Below are 16,807 nucleotides of genomic sequence, written 5' to 3'. Positions count from 1 at the left end.
GTTCATTACCGCTCAATGGGCAGTTAAGTGAGGCTACCATGTTGGATTTATTGAAAAGTTTGCTGTTCGCTGTGGTCATGGTGCCGGTTGTGATGGCCATCATTCTCGGCCTGATCTACGGTTTGGCGGAAGTGTTCAACATTTTCTCCAAAGTGGGCCGTTCGAAAGAAAATCGTACCCAGCACTGATCGTTACCCATCCCCATTTCAAAGCCTGCCGGCGTCGTTCGGCAGGTGTTTCTCAAGATATCTCACACCCTGCCGATAAACCGCATGACAAGCTTCTGCGCGACGTTATATTATTTTTTATATAACGAAGAGTGATAATGCACGTTAACTTGCGGAGAAAACAATGAAACAGCAATGGACCAAGTGGGTCGGCGGTATTGTATTGGCATCCGGTATGGTGATGCAGGCATCCGCGGCGGATAAAATTACCGTTTTTGCGGCAGCGTCGTTGACTAACGCGCTACAGGACATCGCGACCCAGTATCAGAAAGGCAAGGATGTCCAGGTGGTTTCTTCATTCGCTTCTTCTTCTACGCTGGCGCGTCAGATTGAGCAGGGCGCCCCGGCCGATCTGTTTATCTCCGCCGATCAGCAATGGATGGATTATGCCATCGACAAACAGCAGATGGTCAAAGACACCCGTTACACCCTGTTGGGCAACGAACTGGTGCTGATCGCGGCCAAAGACGCCAAACCGGCTAACATCACGCTCGACAAGCAAACCGATTGGACGAAGCTGCTCAATGGCGGCCGCCTGTCGGTGGGCGATCCGGACCACGTACCCGCCGGCATTTATGCCAAGGAAGCGTTGCAGAACCTCGGCGCCTGGACGGCTCTGGAGCCCAAGCTGGCACGGGCCAACAACGTCCGTAGCGCCATGGCGCTGGTGGAACGTGGTGAAGCGCCGTTGGGCATCGTTTATGGCTCCGACGCGGTGGCCAGTGATAAAGTCAGCGTAGTGGCCATCTTCCCGGAAGACAGCCACAAACCGGTTGAATACCCGATGGCGATCGTTAAAGACCATCAAACCCCGGCCGTCAGCGCGTTCTACAGCTACCTGAAGGGACCGGAAGCGGCTGCTATTTTCAAACATTATGGATTTTCCCCGCGTAAATGATCTTGAGTGAGTACGAATGGCAGGCCGTTGAACTGAGCCTGAAAGTGTCCGCCCTGGCGGTGGTGTGCAGTCTCCCCTTTGGCATTCTGATGGCCTGGATACTGGTACGCTGCCGCTTCCCGGGTAAATCGCTGCTGGACAGTATTATTCACCTGCCGCTGGTACTGCCGCCGGTGGTGGTCGGCTATTTATTGTTGATCGCCATGGGGCGGCGCGGCGTGATTGGCGAATGGCTGTATGACTGGTTCGGTTTCAGTTTCAGCTTTAGCTGGCGCGGTGCGGCGCTGGCTTCTGCCGTGGTGGCGTTCCCTCTGATGGTACGCGCCATCCGGCTGGCGCTCGAGGCGGTGGATACCCGTCTCGAGCAGGCTGCCCGTACTCTGGGTGCTAATCCGTGGCGGGTGTTTTTCACCATCACGCTGCCGCTGTCGTTGCCGGGGGTGATCGTCGGCGTGGTGCTGGCCTTTGCCCGTTCGCTGGGGGAGTTCGGTGCCACCATTACCTTTGTTTCCAATATTCCCGGTGAAACGCGCACCATCCCGCTGGCGATGTATACCCTGATTGAAACGCCGGGGGCAGAAGCCGCCGCCGCGCGTCTGTGCGTGATTGCCATAGTGCTGTCGCTGGTTTCACTGATGGTTTCCGAGTGGCTGGCCCGCTGGGGCCGTAAACGGATGGGCGTGTAAATGCTGGAGCTGGATTTCTCCCAACGCCTTGGGGATTTAAACCTCAACGTGCGCGCCGATCTGCCCGCTCAGGGCATAACCGCGATTTTTGGCCTGTCCGGCGCGGGTAAAACGTCCTTAATCAATGCCATCGGTGGTCTGACGCGCTTGCAGCAAGGCCGTATCGTGCTCAATGGCCGTACGCTGGCCGATACCGCCAGCGGCCTGTGCCTGCCACCGGAGAAGCGGCGAATTGGCTACGTGTTTCAGGACGCGCGCCTGTTCCCGCATTATCGGGTACGCGGCAACCTGCAATACGGTATGGCTGCGGGTATGCGTGGGCAGTTCGACAGCATTGTTGAACTGTTGGGCATTGGCCCTTTGCTCAACCGCCTGCCGTTGACGTTGTCCGGCGGTGAGAAACAGCGGGTGGCGATTGGCCGCGCTTTATTGACCGCGCCGGAACTGTTGCTGATGGACGAACCGCTGGCATCGCTGGATCTGCCACGCAAGCGCGAACTGCTGCCCTATCTGGAGCGTTTGGCGCAGGACGTCAATACGCCGATCCTTTACGTCAGCCACAGCATGGATGAAATTCTGCGTCTGGCCGAGCAGGTCATGGTGCTGGATAACGGCCAGGTGCGGGCATTCGGCGGGCTGGAAGAGGTGTGGGCCAGCAGCGCATTGCGGCCATGGTTGCAGCGAGAGGATCAAAGCAGCGTGCTGCGCGTCAGCGTGATTGAACATCACCAACGCTATGCCATGACGGCCCTGGCGTTGGGCGACCAACGTCTGTGGGTCAGCGGCGTCGATGCCGCGTTGGGTGCCCAACTGCGTATCCGAATCAATGCCGCCGATGTCTCGCTGGTGCTGCAGCCGCCGGTTAACAGTAGTATCCGCAACGTTTTACCGGCCAAAGTGACCGAATGCCTGGAAGTGGACGGGCAGGTGGAGGTAAAACTGGCGGTGGGAGAAAGCGTGTTGTGGGCGCGTATTACGCCGTGGGCACGCGACGAGCTGGCGATCCGGGCAGGGCAGTGGCTGTACGCGCAGGTGAAAAGCGTGTCGATCAGCCGCGAGGCGCGTTGAATAGCGCCCTCCCTGTGGGGGAGGGCAAACAGATTACTGACCCAGCACGCGCGTGCGGATCACTTCGGCGATGCCGGGTTGCAGGTGATCGGCGATCACCAGATCGGCGCGTTGCTTGATAGCCTCATCGGCATTGCCCATCGCCACGCCCAGACCTACCGCTTCCAGCATACTCAGATCGTTATAGTTATCCCCAAATGCCACCACCTGATCCATGCTCAGGCCCTGGGATTCGACCCATTGCTGCAGGCGTTTCCCTTTGCTGTTGCCGCCTTTGGCGATATCGACCTGATCGTGCCATGACCATTCACAGGCCAACCCCAGTTCTTTTTCCACCGTTTCGGCAAACTGGCGCAATGCGGGGATATCGGCGTGCGAGGTGGCGAACTTCCAGATGGATTGCACCTCATCGGCCGCCTCTACCAGGCTATTGACGTGCAGCAGGGTGGGGCGTTGCGCTTCCGGCAGGGTTTCCGCCCAGGCAAGAGAACGGGTGACGTGGCCGCTAGGCTCCTGATACAGCATGGCGTCGTCCACGTACATCAGGCCATGAATGCCGCTTTGTTTCAGCATTTGCAACACCAGTTTGGCCTGATCTTTTGCCAGCGGATCGGCGGCCAGCACTTTTTGCTGCTGGAAGTCATACAGATAGGTGCCATTGCAGCAGATCGCCGGGGTATCAATCTCCAGCGCCTGATAAAACGGGTGGATCGCCACGTGATGGCGGCCGGTGACCACCACCACTTTGATGCCGGCGGCACGCGCTTGCGCCAGGGCTGCCAGCGACTGCGGTAAGATGCGTTTTTGGTTGTCCAGCAGGGTGCCGTCCAGATCGAGGGCAATGACGCGGTAGCTCATAGGGATCTCATTATCGTTAGCAACAAAATTAAACTGATGGTACACCGGATAACCGGTGGATAAAACCGCACAGATTTCATCAGCAACACAGGGTTGTTATGTCACGGATGTGAGGTAAGCTAGGAGAAACCGAAAAACCTGAAACCGGTTTCTCTCTTACCCTATTCAAGGAGAACACATGAAGCAAATCGTTTATGTCGCCAGCCCGGAAAGCCAGCAAATTCACGTGTGGCAGTTAGGTGATGCGGGGGCCCTGGCGCTGCTGCAAACCGTCGAAGTCCCGGGGCAGGTGCAACCGATGGCGATCCACCCGGACAGAACGCACCTGTACGTCGGCGTGCGCCCGGCGTTCGGCATTGTCAGCTACCGCATTGGGGAGGATGGCACGCTGCAACAGGCCGGTATGGCACCGCTGCCGGGCAGCCCGACCCACATCTCTACCGATTTGCAGGGGCGCTATCTGTTCTGTGCCTCTTACAGCGGCAACTGCGCCAGCGTCAGCCCGATCGGCCATGACGGCGTGGTGGGCGCACCTCTCCAGCAAATTGACGGTTTGACTGCGCCGCACTCGGCCAACATCGACCCGACCAACCAGCTGCTGTTGGTGCCTTGCCTGAAAGAAGATCGCATTCGTCTGTTCAATTTGGACCAACAGGGTGAACTGACGCCGCATGCTCAGGAAGCGGTTGCAACCGCCACCGGCGCCGGCCCGCGTCACATGGCATTCCACCCTAACGACAAATATGCCTACTGCGTAAACGAGCTGGACGGTACGGTAGACGTGCTGGCCATTAGCGAAAACGGCGGTAAATATACGGTGGCGCAAACGCTGGATATCATGCCGGCCGATTTCACCGGCACCCGCTGGGCGGCGGATATTCACCTCACGCCAAACGGCCGTTTCCTGTACACCAGCGACCGCACCGCCAGCATTCTGACGATTTTCAGCGTGTCCGAAGACGGCAGCACCCTGTCGGTCGTCGGTTATCACCCGACCGAAGAGCAGCCTCGCGGTTTCAACATCGACCACAGCGGCCGCTTTGTGATTTCGTCCGGGCAGAAGTCCGATCATATCGGAGTGTATGAAATCGATCAGACCAGCGGCAAGCTGACCACGTTGGCACGCTACCCGGTGGGGAAAGGGCCGATGTGGGTAAGCGTGTTAGATACCCGTCATACTTGAAGCTGCCTCTGTGTTGGCTGCATTTGCTCACCCCAGTCACTTACTTAAGTAAGTGACTGGGGACTCACAAACTTGCCGCCTTGATGCAACTCCAATTATTTAGGGTATAGAAAGAGAGTATTACGTACGGTATGGCATGCGGGGGGTAAACAGGCTTTTGCTACATTATGTTTATTAACGCCGAATCCACTTTTCCATCGGGGCGGTTATACCCGCCCCGAGCCATATCAGTTGTACTTCACCGTCAGCGTGGCGCTGCCGAGGCTATGGAAGTGCACGTTAAAGCCGACCAGGGCACCGCTGGAACCTTCATCCACCTCAATGCTTGCTACATCCAGTGCATGGACGGTGAAATGATAGCGGTGGCTTTCCCCCTGCGGAGGTGCGGCACCGCCGTAACCGGCGGAACCAAAATCGGTGCGGGTCTGGACAGCGCCGGCCGGTAAGCCGCCCTTGCCGGAGCCTGCGCCCTGCGGCAGTTCGCGCGTGGCAGCCGGGATATTGGCCACTACCCAGTGCCACCAGCCGGAGCCGGTTGGGGCATCGGGATCGTAAACCGAAATCACGAAACTCTTGGTGCCTTCCGGCACGCCATCCCAGGCCAGATGCGGCGACAGATTATCGCCCTGATAACCCATGCCGTTAAATACCTGGCGCTCCGGCATTTTCGCGCCGTCCTGCAGATCGTTGCTGTACAAACGAAAGGCCATAATGACTCCATTGGTCGGTAAAAGCTGAACCCCTAAGCTAGACCGTTTTGGCGCGACAATACAAGTGTCATTGCATCTCGCCAGCGGCCTCACCTATGAGTTATCCTCGTTAACGCCGAAGTTACATTCGCGGCATCAATAATTCACAGATCGATAAAAGCAATCATGATTTCATTCAAAAAACGCACGCCGTGGTTTGGCTGGCTGCGCCGCTGGGCCAAGGGCATCAAGCGCGACATTTATGCACTTTGGCTGGCCGCTCGCGACCGGCGCACGCCCTGGTATGCCAAATTGGTCGCCCTGCTGGTAGCGGGTTACGCGGTGTCGCCCATCGATCTGATCCCGGACTTTATTCCGGTGCTGGGCTATCTGGACGACGTAATCATTGTGCCGTTGGGCATTATGTTGGCGGTGCGGCTGATCCCCAAACCCTTGATGGCGGAGTTCCGTGAGAAAGCGCAAAGGCGTATCGACAATCCTACCGGCCGCATGGCGGCGGTAATGATTATTTTGCTGTGGGTGCTGTGTCTGGTATTGCTGGCCCGCTATCTGGACCAGCATTGGTAGTCGATTACTGTACCGCTGCGCTGACTGCGGCGGTCAATTTGCTGAGCTGCTCAGGTTCGATGATGTAGGGCGGCATCAAATAAATCAGTTTGCCGAAAGGCCGGATCCACACGCCGCGCTCGACAAAACCCCGCTGCAGCTGCGCCATATCCACCGGTTCGCGCATTTCCACCACGCCAATCGCCCCCAACACCCGAACATCCGCCACTTTTGGCTGCATTTTCAGCGGTAATAGCTGCTGTTTCAACTGGGTTTCGATAGCGGCTACCTGCTGTTGCCAGCGGTTTTCCGCCAGCAGCGACAGGCTGGCATTCGCTACCGCACAGGCCAGCGGGTTGCCCATAAAGGTCGGGCCGTGCATAAAGCAGCCCGCCGCGCCGTTGCTGATGGTTTCTGCCACGTGGCGAGTAGTCAGGGTGGCGGACAGCGTCATATAACCGCCGGTCAATGCCTTGCCCAGACACAGAATATCCGGCACCACGTCCGCGTGTTCACAAGCAAACAGCTTGCCGGTGCGCCCGAAACCGGTGGCGATTTCGTCGGCAATCAGCAGCACCTGGTGGTGGTCACAGAGTTCCCGCACCCGTTTCAGGTAGGTCGGATGGTAGATGCGCATGCCGCCGGCACCTTGAACCACCGGCTCCAGGATCACCGCCGCCACTTCACCGGCATGCTGTTCCAGCAGGGCGGCGAACGGGGCAATATCCTTTTCATCCCAGGCTTGATCGAAACCACACTGCGGCGCGGTGGCGAACAGGTGCGGCGCGAGATAGCCCTGATACAGGCTGTGCATCGAATTGTCCGGATCGCACACCGACATCGCGCCGAAGGTATCGCCGTGGTAGCCGTGACGCAGGGTCAGAATACGCTGCCGCCGTTCCCCGCGCGCTTGCCAGTATTGCAACGCCATCTTCAACGACACTTCCACCGCCACCGAGCCGGAATCCGCCAGGAACACGCATTGCAGCGCTTCCGGCGTCATCGCCACCAGCTTGCGGCACAGTTCGATCGCCGCGGGGTGGGTAATACCGCCGAACATCACGTGCGACATTTTTTCCAACTGCTGCGTGGCGGCCAGGTTCAATTGCGGGTGGTTATAGCCGTGAATGGCCGCCCACCAGGACGACATGCCGTCAATCAGGCGTCGACCATCGGCCAGCTGCAGCTCAACGCCGCTGGCGGCTTCGACCGGATAGCAGGGTAACGGGTGACTCATCGAAGTGTAAGGGTGCCAGATATGGCGCTGATCGAATTCCAGGTCGGAGGCAGTGACAGACATACTTGTAAACCAAATCATGTGTGTAATGGTTGACAGTATATCCACAATATCTAAACTGACGACACTTTTTTCATTTTTGGAGACGCCGTGATGGCCGATCGCATTCACTGGACAGTGGGTCTTGCCCAGACCCTGTTTGATAAACCCCTGCTTGAGTTATTGTTTGAAGCCCAGACGGTTCACCGCCGGCATTTTGATCCGCGTCAGGTGCAGGTGAGCACGCTGTTATCAATCAAGACCGGCGCCTGTCCGGAGGACTGCAAGTACTGTCCGCAAAGCTCTCGCTACAAAACCGGCCTGGAGTCGGAGCGGCTGATGCAGGTGGAGCAGGTGCTGGAATCGGCACGCAAGGCCAAGGCGAACGGATCGACCCGTTTTTGCATGGGCGCGGCGTGGAAAAACCCGCACGAGCGCGATATGCCTTACCTGCAGCAAATGGTGCAAGGCGTGAAGGCGATGGGCATGGAAACCTGTATGACGCTGGGCACCCTGGACGGTACCCAGGCGGAACGTCTGGCGGAAGCCGGGCTGGATTATTACAACCACAATCTGGATACCTCGCCGGAATTCTACGGCAACATCATCACCACCCGCAGCTATCAGGAACGTCTGGATACGCTGGGCAAGGTGCGCGGTGCGGGCATTAAAGTCTGTTCCGGCGGCATCGTGGGGCTGGGCGAAACCGTGCGTGATCGCGCCGGGCTGCTGGTGCAGTTGGCCAACCTGCCAACGCCGCCGGAGAGCGTGCCGATCAACATGCTGGTGAAGGTGAAAGGCACGCCGCTGGCGGACAACGAAGACGTCGATCCTTTTGATTTTATCCGTACCATCGCGGTAGCACGCATCATGATGCCGACTTCTTACGTGCGTCTTTCCGCCGGTCGCGAGCAAATGAACGAGCAAACCCAGGCGATGTGCTTTATGGCCGGCGCCAACTCCATCTTCTACGGCTGCAAACTGCTGACCACGCCAAACCCGGAAGAGGACAAAGATCTGCAACTGTTCCGCAAACTGGGCCTGAACCCGCAGCAGACTGAAACCGAGCACGGCGACAATCAGCAGCAACAAGTGCTGGCTGCGCGCCTGATGCAGGCCGATACCGCTGAGTTTTACAACGCGGCGCTGTAATGAGCTGGCAACAACGGATTGAACAGGCGCTGGAGGAGCGGCAACAGAGCGCCGCTTACCGCCGCCGTCAGGTGAATCAGGGCGGCAATGGCCGCCATCTGCAACTTAACGACCACCGTTACCTGAATTTCTCCGGCAATGATTACCTCGGCCTGAGCCAGGATGCGCAGGTGATCACCGCCTGGCAGCAGGGTGCGCAGCAGTATGGTGTGGGCTCCGGCGGTTCCGGCCACGTGACCGGTTTTTGTACGGCTCATCAGGCGCTGGAACAGCAGTTGGCGCAGTGGCTTGGCTATCCGCGTGCGCTGCTGTTTATTTCTGGCTATGCCGCCAATCAGGCGCTGCTGGCGGCATTGATGCAGGAGGACGACCGCATTTTGGCGGATCGCCTTAGCCACGCTTCGCTGCTGGAGGCGGCGGCTCACTCACCGGCCCAACTGCGACGTTTTCGTCATAATCAACCGCAGGCATTGGCCGATTTACTGGCGAAACCTTGCGGCGGCCAGACGTTGGCGGTGACGGAAGGGGTCTTCAGTATGGACGGCGACAGCGCACCACTGGCGGATCTGCACCGTTTGAGTCGCGAAGCCGGTGCCTGGCTGATGGTCGACGACGCGCACGGCATTGGCGTTCACGGCGAGCAGGGGCGCGGCACTTGCTGGCAGCAGGGCGTGCGGCCCGAACTGCTGGTGGTCACCTTTGGCAAAGCCTTCGGCCTCAGCGGAGCCGCGGTACTGTGCGATGAGGCCACGGCCGAATACCTGCTGCAGTTTGCCCGCCATCTGATTTACAGCACCGCAATGCCACCGGCGCAGGCCTGCGCACTGCAAGCCGCCTTGCGCTGCATTCAGCAAGGCGACGAATTGCGTGCCCGGCTGCAGGATAATATTCAGCGTTTCCGTCAGGGGGCAGCCCAGTTGTCGCTAACCCTGACGGAGTCGGTTACTGCCATACAGCCCTTGCTGGTGGGGGATAACCAACGAGCGCTCGATCTGGCGCAAAGTCTGCGTGAACAGGGGCTGTGGGTGAGCGCTATCCGTCCACCCACGGTGCCACCGGGCGGCGCGCGTCTGCGCATTACCCTGACGGCGGCGCATCAGCCGCAGGATATCGATCGTCTGCTGGAGGTACTGCATGACGTCAGCGTTTGAGCAGGTTAATAAGCAAGCGGTCGCTTCGGCCTTCAGTCGTGCGGCCGGGAACTATGATGCGGCGGCGATACTGCAACGTGATGTGGGTGAGCGCTTGCTGGGGATGGGGCGGGATCACCGGGGTGAACAACTGCTCGACGCAGGCTGTGGCACCGGCCACTTCAGCCGCCGTTGGCGCGAACTGGGTAAGCAGGTGACGGCGCTCGATCTGGCACCGGGCATGCTGGCCTATGCTCGCCAACAGCAGGCGGCGGACCATTATTTGCTGGGCGATATCGAAAATGTGCCGCTGCCCGCGGCCGCAGTAGATATCTGCTTCAGCAGTTTGGTGGTGCAATGGTGCAGCAGCCTGCCGCGTGCCTTGGCGGAGTTGTATCGCGTTACCCGTCCGGGTGGCGTGATTTTGTTTTCTACCCTGGCGGAAGGGTCGTTGCATGAGTTGGGCGACGCCTGGCTGCAGGTGGACGGCGAACGGCATGTGAACGATTTTCTGCCGCTGGCGCAGATTGGCGCGGCGTGTGAGGGCTATCGCCACCGTTTGCAGGCGGAGTGGCAAACCCTGAACTACCCGGATGTGATGGCGCTGATGCGTTCTCTTAAGGGGATCGGCGCGACCCATTTGCATCAGGGGCGCGAGGCCGGGCTACTGTCCCGACAACGGCTTGCCGCCTTACAGGCAGCCTATCCCTGCCACCGCGGACAATTCCCGCTCAGCTATCATCTGGTTTATGGAGTGATTTATCGTGATTAAGCGTTGGTTTGTCACCGGCACCGACACCGAAGTGGGCAAAACCGTGGCCAGCAGCGCCTTGTTGCAGGCGGCTAATCTGGCGGGTTACCGCACCGCCGGTTACAAGCCGGTGGCTTCAGGCAGCGAGATGACCGACGAAGGTCTGCGTAACGGCGATGCATTGGCATTGCAGGCCAACAGCGCGGTGTCGCTGAGCTATGGCGAAGTAAACCCTTATGTGTTTGCAGAACCGACCTCACCGCACATTGTCAGCGCCGACGAAGGGCGGCCGATCGAACTGGCGCAGCTTTCCGCCGGGTTACGCCACCTGGAGCAGCGGGCCGACTGGCTGCTGATCGAAGGTGCCGGGGGCTGGTTTACGCCGCTTAGTGAGCAACATACCTTTGCCGACTGGGTGCAACAGGAACAACTGCCGGTGATTTTGGTGGTGGGGATCCGGCTGGGCTGCATTAACCATGCTGTGCTGACCGCACAGGCGATCCAGCAGGCGGGGCTGCCGTTGGTCGGCTGGATTGCCAATGATGTCTGTGCACCGGGCCGTCGTCATCAGGAATATATGTCCACGCTGTGCCGCATGTTACCGGCACCGCTGCTGGGGGAGATCCCGCATCTGCCCGAGCCCGAACGGCAGGCGCTGGGGCATTATCTGGATCTGAGCCTGTTATAAATGAACCGGGGGGAAACTGTCCTCCCCCGGTCTTGGCACTTCACACCGCCAGATAGGCATTGATCAGGTCCTCATCCAACTGTTCCAGCGTACCATCCGCTACGCTGCGTCCCTGGTCCATCAGGCAAAAACGGTCCGCCACGCGGCGTACAAACGGCAGCTTGTGTTCCACCAGCAGGATAGTCATGCCCAGCTCACGGTTAAGCTTGCGGATCGCGTTGCCGATATCGGCGGCGATGGACGGTTGAACACCGCTGGTGGGTTCATCGAGGATCAGCAGTTCCGGCTCCAGCACCAGGGCACGGCCAATCGCCAACTGTTGCTGTTCACCGTCACCCAAATCACCGGCTCGGCGGCCGCGCATCTCCCGCAGGTTGGGAAACAGACTGTAAATCAACGGCGGGATACGCCGCGACCTATCACGGCCTGCCATCAGCGCCACCTGCAGATTTTCCTCTACGCTGAGCTGCGAAAATATTTGCCGCCCCTGGGGAACGTAGCTGATCCCCAGCGCCGTGCGGGTTTCTACCGGCTGCTGTAGCAAGTTTTGCGGGGGTTCGTCCGCCAACTGCCAGGTCATGCTGCCGCTGACGACCGGCAAATGGCCCATAATGCAGTTGACCAGCGTGGTTTTGCCTACGCCGTTACGGCCGATAAGCACCGTACACTGACCGCGCGGCAGCTCCAGGTTGATATCCCACAGGGTATGGTTTTGCCCATAAAACTGATTCACTGACCTTAAACTTAACATCCGGCATTCTCCTCAAAGACCTGTATTCCACTCGTGGATGTGCGCCCATCGGGGGCGCCGGTGTAACGCGGCTTTAACAGGCCGCGCCAATTTTACCTGCTGGTGCCACAGGGCGACCGGTGCAGAGGTGGGTACCGAACCCCTGCTTCCTTGCTTTATCCCTTCCTTGCTACGGTTGCCGCGTTAGCGGTTTCTTTCCCGAGTGTTTCAATGTCCAGAACAAAATGCTGATCGACTACCTTTAACGAGGTAGTTCAGGTTTGGTAAAAATACGCAATACATGGGCAAAAATGGCAGCTAAGGGTAATTTTCCAGTGCTCTCTGGTCTTTGTGTCGTAAATGTCAGTTGATTATCACCGGACTGACGGTTAATGCAGAGCAGGTCATTCTGTTGTCACAGGCCGAAGATTTCCTCCGACCGCACTTTTGCCGTTGAAGGGTAATGCAACCCTTGGGCCAACTTTTTAATCAAATCAAAAGCGGGTTTGTTATTGCCTTGTTAACGGCTTGGCGCGCCGAGAGCGGGCTGAGTGGCGCGGGGGAAAAGAGGGCGAAAAGTTAACGCGGACAATTTTTGCACTCTTCCAGTGCTGCGGAGAATAGTTATGGTGCAAACTATTTAACCGGTCGCCGCAAGATGCAGCAGATGAAGGTAACAATGGGACAAATCTGTTTTTGGCAATGGGGCTTTTTAGCATTAATCGGCATAAACAAAGCGATATTTTTGTGAAAAAATAACTAAAAAAGCCATCTTGGCGAACAGAAACGGCAAAAAGCGTTCTTTCTGCAACTCCCGTCGGGGGCGGGGCGGTGAGAGTTATCCACCATTCCTGTGGATAACCTTGTGCATTAGATTTAGAAAACCGGTTTAAAGCGAGAGCGGACGCGGGTTCTGTTCGCTTTGTCCGCAATCTCGTCTTTTTTATAAAATCATTATTTATCAATAAATTAACTAAAATCAAGCGACTGATGTATTGATGAAGTTCCTATGTATGATTTTTCGCCGTAGTGCTATCAATAAGTTAATTCGTGACGGATTTTGGGGATAAATCTGTTATTGACAATAAAAATGTCACGCGACTGTAACCCTGACGGTGCATTCAGCCTGGTTTGGCGCACGCTAAAGCGACGAATCGCTTGAAGCTGGTTTTATATCCAGTATTATAGGCACTGGCGAAAATCGCCGGGGCTTTCCATAATTAGTGGCCATTCACCGAGCACCCGCGCCATGGCCGCCTGAGCGCGCACATCTCCAGGTAGGGGCGTTGCATGCTGCGCCTGCCCACTACGACAGCCGGTAGCAACGCGGCAATTTGAAAGACGAAGGGTATATGAGTAAAGTTTTCAAACTGCATTCCGAATTCAAACCGGCCGGCGATCAGCCGGAAGCCATCCGCAAGCTTGAAGAGGGCCTGGAAGACGGCCTGGCGCACCAGACACTGCTCGGGGTGACCGGTTCGGGCAAGACATTTACCGTTGCCAATGTGATCGCCGATCTCAACCGGCCGACCATGGTGCTGGCGCCCAACAAAACCTTGGCGGCGCAGTTGTACGGCGAGATGAAAGAGTTCTTTCCCGAGAATGCGGTCGAGTATTTTGTTTCTTACTACGACTACTACCAGCCGGAAGCCTACGTCCCCAGCTCCGACACTTTTATTGAAAAAGACGCCTCGGTGAACGAACACATCGAGCAGATGCGCCTTTCCGCAACCAAAGCGCTGCTGGAACGTCGCGATGTGATCGTGGTGGCGTCGGTCTCGGCGATCTACGGCCTGGGCGATCCGGATCTGTATCTGAAGATGATGTTGCACCTGACCAAGGGGATGATCATCGATCAGCGGGCGATCCTGCGCCGTTTGGCGGAGCTGCAATATACCCGCAACGATCAAGCCTTCCAGCGCGCGACTTTCCGCGTACGCGGTGAGGTGATAGACATCTTCCCGGCGGAATCGGACGAACTGGCGCTGCGCATCGAGCTGTTTGACGAAGAAGTCGAACGCCTTTCGCTGTTTGATCCCCTGACCGGTCAGATCGAACAAGAAGTGCAGCGTTTTACCATTTACCCGAAGTCGCACTACGTGACGCCGCGTGAGCGGATCCTGCAGGCGATGGAAGAGATCAAGGTGGATCTGGCCGAGCGGCGCAAGGTGCTGCTGGCCAATAACAAGCTGCTGGAAGAACAGCGTCTGACGCAGCGCACCCAGTTTGATCTGGAGATGATGAACGAACTGGGCTACTGCTCCGGTATTGAAAACTATTCGCGCTACCTGTCCGGGCGCGGCGAGGGTGAGCCACCACCGACGTTGTTTGATTATTTACCGGCGGATGGCCTGCTGGTGGTCGACGAGTCCCACGTGACCATTCCGCAAATCGGCGGCATGTACAAAGGCGACCGTTCGCGCAAGGAAACGCTGGTGGAATACGGTTTCCGTCTGCCGTCGGCGCTGGATAACCGCCCCATGCGTTTTGAAGAGTTCGAAGCGCTGGCGCCGCAGACCATTTATGTCTCCGCCACGCCGGGCAAATATGAGCTGGAGAAATCCGGCGACGACATTATCGATCAGGTCGTGCGCCCTACCGGGTTGCTGGATCCGCAAATAGAAGTGCGGCCAGTGACCACTCAGGTGGACGATCTGCTTTCCGAAATCCGCAAGCGGGTGGCGATCAACGAGCGGGTACTGGTCACCACGCTGACCAAACGCATGGCGGAAGACCTGACCGAATACCTGGAAGAGCACGGCGAACGCGTGCGCTACCTGCACTCTGACATCGATACTGTAGAACGGGTCGAAATCATTCGTGACCTGCGTCTGGGCGAGTTTGACGTGCTGGTGGGTATCAACCTGTTGCGTGAAGGCCTGGACATGCCTGAGGTGTCTCTGGTGGCGATTTTGGATGCCGATAAAGAAGGCTTCCTGCGTTCCGAACGTTCGTTAATCCAGACCATCGGCCGTGCGGCGCGTAACCTCAACGGTAAAGCGATCCTTTACGGTGACAAAATTACCGACTCGATGGCCAGAGCAATCAGCGAGACCGAGCGTCGTCGCGCCAAACAGCAGGCGTTCAACGAAGAAAACGGCATTGTGCCGCAGGGCCTGAACAAGAAAATTTCCGATATTTTGCAGTTGGGCAAACCGGGCAACCGCAGTAAGGGCAGAGGGAAGGGCAAGGCAGCGGAAAGCGCCGCTCAGTACCAAAACCTTACGCCGAAAGCCCTGGATCAAAAAATCCGCGAGCTGGAAGCTCAGATGTATACCCACGCACAGAACCTGGAGTTCGAGCAGGCTGCGGGCTTGCGCGATGAGATCCACCAGTTGCGTGAGCAGTTCATCGCCATTTCTTAAGGCACAGAGACACCAGAGGGTGTTTCAAGGGAATACCCAATGGATTTCGAGCTGCAGCCAACAACGCTGCAGTTTGAAAGACAAAGGGTATAAATTTCTTGTCGCCTCCGCCAAAGCTGATTATGGTGTGCGGCCATTTGACTACTGCGAGCCACAGACATGACCCAACACCAGTCCAAAGACCCGATGCACGGCGTCACTCTGGAACAACTTTTGAATAAACTGGTGGAGAACTACGGTTGGTCAGGGCTGGCTGAACGCATTCGCATCAACTGTTTCAGCAGCGATCCCAGCATCAAATCCAGCTTGAAGTTTCTGCGTCGCACGCCCTGGGCGCGCCAGCAGGTGGAAGATCTTTATCTCGATATGGTCAGCCGGGCCGCCAGCGATAACCCTTGGCTACGTGGCGGCGAGTAAGCCGTCAGGCGCGGGCGCCTAACTCGATCAACGCCTGATCCAGCGCCTGGCGCAGCAACTGGCGATCGTGACGGTAAGGAATGTCCGTCGCTTCCAGCGGTTGTTTGATCACCACCCGATCCTGCACTTCACGGGTATCTATCGTCGGTCCGACAATCACGGCATCGATCATCTGGCGGCCAATTTTCGCCTCCATCAATTCCAGTTTGTTCTTTAACGTCAAGGCTGCCGCCGCGACGCTTAATTCGCGTCCCAGATTGTCGATATAAATCATATTGGCGCTGCTGCGGCGCAGGGCCTGCGTAAGATCATCCAGCAACAGCAGAGGCATCAGGCTGGTCAGGAAGCTGCCCGGACCAATCAGGATCACGTCGGCCTGCGCGATGGCATCCAGCGCTTCGCGCGTCGCGTTAACATAGGGCGACAGCATCAGCTCCTGCGGCATATCGGTCAACTGATCGACATTCACTTCCCCGTAGACGTGGTTGCCTTCATGATCGTGCGCCATCAGATCCACCGGCTGTTCGGACATCGGGATCAGCGCCGCGTCCACTTTCAGCAGGCTGCGTACCAGATTGATCGCTTCCAATGGGCGCACGCTGAGGTGATCCAACGCCTTCAGCATCAGGTTGCCGAGGTTGTGCCCCGACAGTTCGCCATTGCCGCTGAAGCGGTATTCGAACATCGCGGAGGCCACGCTGGGTTCGGTGATCAGTTGATTCAGACAGTTACGGGTATCGCCCCAGGCAATGCCGCCTTCCGAACGTCGGATACGGCCGGTAGAACCGCCGTTATCGGTGGTGGTGACAATACCGGTTAAACGGGAGCCTAAAGACGACAGGGAAGACATCACGCGACCAAGACCATGGCCACCGCCCAATGCCACTACCCGATCGAGATCGGCCAGGGTTCGATTACGCATAAATTTCCTTACAAAGGGGCTTAACTGCCCGCATAAAGTAGCGGATTTGGCGTAAAAACGCGAAAAAGAGTGTGATTTGCGTGATTCCGGTCAATTCATCTTCGTAAAGGGCGTTTATCATGGTTTTCCAGATTTGTAACCGCGTAAAATCGCTGTATACACAATTATATAGCGAAATTGCACGTTGGCTATCGCGTTTG

Annotated in this window: 17 protein-coding genes; 12 read left to right on the top strand and 5 right to left on the bottom strand. The window is 57.5% G+C overall.

The window, feature by feature from the left end; all coding sequences use genetic code 11:
- The first annotated feature begins 38 nt into the window (after positions 1-38).
- The 4 genes from ACGS9J_RS10835 (at position 39) to modC (ending at position 2,879) form a co-directional block, all read left to right on the top strand.
- Positions 39-188, top strand: coding sequence for an AcrZ family multidrug efflux pump-associated protein (locus ACGS9J_RS10835; RefSeq protein ID WP_020825707.1), 150 nt, complete (start codon positions 39-41; stop codon positions 186-188).
- 163 nt (positions 189-351) lie between these two features.
- A complete protein-coding gene (modA, locus tag ACGS9J_RS10830; protein WP_442230921.1) occupies positions 352-1,125 on the top strand; it encodes a molybdate ABC transporter substrate-binding protein in 774 nt (257 codons plus the stop codon).
- Complete coding sequence (gene modB / locus ACGS9J_RS10825; protein ID WP_442230920.1) at positions 1,122-1,811, top strand: molybdate ABC transporter permease subunit; 690 nt, start codon at positions 1,122-1,124, stop codon at positions 1,809-1,811. The genes modA and modB overlap by 4 nt, the downstream gene beginning before the upstream one ends.
- Positions 1,812-2,879, top strand: coding sequence for a molybdenum ABC transporter ATP-binding protein ModC (gene modC, locus ACGS9J_RS10820; protein ID WP_442230919.1), 1,068 nt, complete (start codon positions 1,812-1,814; stop codon positions 2,877-2,879).
- Between the two features lie 33 nt (positions 2,880-2,912).
- On the opposite strand, the gene ACGS9J_RS10815 is transcribed toward modC, so the two are convergent.
- The gene (locus ACGS9J_RS10815) at positions 2,913-3,737 is read right to left on the bottom strand and encodes a pyridoxal phosphatase (protein WP_442230918.1); all 825 of its coding nucleotides are present in this window, start codon (positions 3,735-3,737) and stop codon (positions 2,913-2,915) included.
- 178 nt (positions 3,738-3,915) lie between these two features.
- Between ACGS9J_RS10815 and pgl the strand changes: the two genes are divergently transcribed.
- Positions 3,916-4,920 carry a 6-phosphogluconolactonase gene (gene pgl, locus ACGS9J_RS10810; RefSeq protein ID WP_442230917.1) on the top strand — a complete coding sequence of 335 codons (1,005 nt, stop codon included), beginning with the start codon at positions 3,916-3,918 and terminating at the stop codon, positions 4,918-4,920.
- 227 nt (positions 4,921-5,147) lie between these two features.
- Here the strand turns inward: pgl and ACGS9J_RS10805 are convergent, their stop codons facing one another.
- Positions 5,148-5,630, bottom strand: a complete 483-nt coding sequence (locus ACGS9J_RS10805; protein WP_442230916.1) for a kinase inhibitor — start codon at positions 5,628-5,630, stop codon at positions 5,148-5,150.
- Positions 5,631-5,795: 165 nt separating this feature from the next.
- Between ACGS9J_RS10805 and ACGS9J_RS10800 the strand changes: the two genes are divergently transcribed.
- Positions 5,796-6,197 (top strand): YkvA family protein, encoded by a 402-nt coding sequence (locus ACGS9J_RS10800; RefSeq protein ID WP_442230915.1) that lies wholly within the window; start codon positions 5,796-5,798, stop codon positions 6,195-6,197.
- A 4-nt stretch (positions 6,198-6,201) separates the two neighbouring features.
- Here the strand turns inward: ACGS9J_RS10800 and bioA are convergent, their stop codons facing one another.
- Positions 6,202-7,476: an adenosylmethionine--8-amino-7-oxononanoate transaminase gene (gene bioA, locus ACGS9J_RS10795; RefSeq protein ID WP_442230914.1), complete on the bottom strand. Its 1,275-nt coding sequence runs from the start codon at positions 7,474-7,476 to the stop codon at positions 6,202-6,204.
- A gap of 90 nt (positions 7,477-7,566) precedes the next feature.
- On the opposite strand from bioA, the gene bioB reads away from it, so the two are divergent.
- From bioB to bioD, 4 genes are read left to right on the top strand one after another with little or no spacing between them, the layout of a single operon-like run.
- Entirely contained in the window at positions 7,567-8,604 is a 1,038-nt protein-coding gene (gene bioB, locus ACGS9J_RS10790; RefSeq protein WP_442230913.1) for a biotin synthase BioB, read from the top strand.
- Complete coding sequence (gene bioF, locus ACGS9J_RS10785; protein ID WP_442230912.1) at positions 8,604-9,755, top strand: 8-amino-7-oxononanoate synthase; 1,152 nt, start codon at positions 8,604-8,606, stop codon at positions 9,753-9,755. Before bioB ends, bioF begins: the two co-directional genes overlap by 1 nt.
- Positions 9,739-10,506, top strand: a complete 768-nt coding sequence (gene bioC, locus ACGS9J_RS10780; RefSeq protein ID WP_442230911.1) for a malonyl-ACP O-methyltransferase BioC — start codon at positions 9,739-9,741, stop codon at positions 10,504-10,506. The genes bioF and bioC overlap by 17 nt, the downstream gene beginning before the upstream one ends.
- The gene (gene bioD, locus ACGS9J_RS10775; protein ID WP_442230910.1) at positions 10,499-11,173 is read left to right on the top strand and encodes a dethiobiotin synthase; all 675 of its coding nucleotides are present in this window, start codon (positions 10,499-10,501) and stop codon (positions 11,171-11,173) included. The genes bioC and bioD overlap by 8 nt, the downstream gene beginning before the upstream one ends.
- Before the next feature lie 40 nt (positions 11,174-11,213).
- Here bioD and ACGS9J_RS10770 read toward each other — a convergent pair whose 3' ends face one another.
- The gene (locus tag ACGS9J_RS10770) at positions 11,214-11,924 is read right to left on the bottom strand and encodes an ATP-binding cassette domain-containing protein (RefSeq protein ID WP_442230909.1); all 711 of its coding nucleotides are present in this window, start codon (positions 11,922-11,924) and stop codon (positions 11,214-11,216) included.
- A 1,331-nt stretch (positions 11,925-13,255) separates the two neighbouring features.
- Here ACGS9J_RS10770 and uvrB point away from each other — a divergent pair.
- On the top strand, positions 13,256-15,268 hold the full coding sequence (gene uvrB, locus ACGS9J_RS10765; protein ID WP_442230908.1) for an excinuclease ABC subunit UvrB: 2,013 nt from the start codon (positions 13,256-13,258) through the stop codon (positions 15,266-15,268).
- 159 nt (positions 15,269-15,427) lie between these two features.
- A complete protein-coding gene (locus ACGS9J_RS10760; protein WP_442230907.1) occupies positions 15,428-15,685 on the top strand; it encodes a VF530 family DNA-binding protein in 258 nt (85 codons plus the stop codon).
- A gap of 4 nt (positions 15,686-15,689) precedes the next feature.
- On the opposite strand, the gene yvcK is transcribed toward ACGS9J_RS10760, so the two are convergent.
- The gene (gene yvcK, locus ACGS9J_RS10755) at positions 15,690-16,607 is read right to left on the bottom strand and encodes a uridine diphosphate-N-acetylglucosamine-binding protein YvcK (protein ID WP_442230906.1); all 918 of its coding nucleotides are present in this window, start codon (positions 16,605-16,607) and stop codon (positions 15,690-15,692) included.
- Positions 16,608-16,807: the final 200 nt, after the last annotated feature.

This window comes from Serratia quinivorans, from assembly GCF_052113645.1.
Classification (GTDB): Bacteria; Pseudomonadota; Gammaproteobacteria; order Enterobacterales; family Enterobacteriaceae; genus Serratia; species Serratia quinivorans_B.
The sequence above is the reverse complement of the archived record's forward strand: the minus strand, read 5'-3'. Positions and strand labels throughout refer to the sequence as shown.

What these genes read in the sequence shown, in the direction of transcription:
- ACGS9J_RS10835 (WP_020825707.1), top strand. Translation starts at nt 39, where the DNA reads ATGTTGGATTTATTGAAAAGTTTGCTGTTCGCTGTGGTCATGGTGCCG.
- modA (WP_442230921.1), top strand. Translation starts at nt 352, where the DNA reads ATGAAACAGCAATGGACCAAGTGGGTCGGCGGTATTGTATTGGCATCC.
- modB (WP_442230920.1), top strand. Translation starts at nt 1,122, where the DNA reads ATGATCTTGAGTGAGTACGAATGGCAGGCCGTTGAACTGAGCCTGAAA.
- modC (WP_442230919.1), top strand. Translation starts at nt 1,812, where the DNA reads ATGCTGGAGCTGGATTTCTCCCAACGCCTTGGGGATTTAAACCTCAAC.
- ACGS9J_RS10815 (WP_442230918.1), bottom strand. Translation starts at nt 3,737, where the DNA reads ATGAGCTACCGCGTCATTGCCCTCGATCTGGACGGCACCCTGCTGGAC.
- pgl (WP_442230917.1), top strand. Translation starts at nt 3,916, where the DNA reads ATGAAGCAAATCGTTTATGTCGCCAGCCCGGAAAGCCAGCAAATTCAC.
- ACGS9J_RS10805 (WP_442230916.1), bottom strand. Translation starts at nt 5,630, where the DNA reads ATGGCCTTTCGTTTGTACAGCAACGATCTGCAGGACGGCGCGAAAATG.
- ACGS9J_RS10800 (WP_442230915.1), top strand. Translation starts at nt 5,796, where the DNA reads ATGATTTCATTCAAAAAACGCACGCCGTGGTTTGGCTGGCTGCGCCGC.
- bioA (WP_442230914.1), bottom strand. Translation starts at nt 7,476, where the DNA reads ATGTCTGTCACTGCCTCCGACCTGGAATTCGATCAGCGCCATATCTGG.
- bioB (WP_442230913.1), top strand. Translation starts at nt 7,567, where the DNA reads ATGGCCGATCGCATTCACTGGACAGTGGGTCTTGCCCAGACCCTGTTT.
- bioF (WP_442230912.1), top strand. Translation starts at nt 8,604, where the DNA reads ATGAGCTGGCAACAACGGATTGAACAGGCGCTGGAGGAGCGGCAACAG.
- bioC (WP_442230911.1), top strand. Translation starts at nt 9,739, where the DNA reads ATGACGTCAGCGTTTGAGCAGGTTAATAAGCAAGCGGTCGCTTCGGCC.
- ACGS9J_RS10770 (WP_442230909.1), bottom strand. Translation starts at nt 11,924, where the DNA reads ATGTTAAGTTTAAGGTCAGTGAATCAGTTTTATGGGCAAAACCATACC.
- uvrB (WP_442230908.1), top strand. Translation starts at nt 13,256, where the DNA reads ATGAGTAAAGTTTTCAAACTGCATTCCGAATTCAAACCGGCCGGCGAT.
- ACGS9J_RS10760 (WP_442230907.1), top strand. Translation starts at nt 15,428, where the DNA reads ATGACCCAACACCAGTCCAAAGACCCGATGCACGGCGTCACTCTGGAA.
- yvcK (WP_442230906.1), bottom strand. Translation starts at nt 16,607, where the DNA reads ATGCGTAATCGAACCCTGGCCGATCTCGATCGGGTAGTGGCATTGGGC.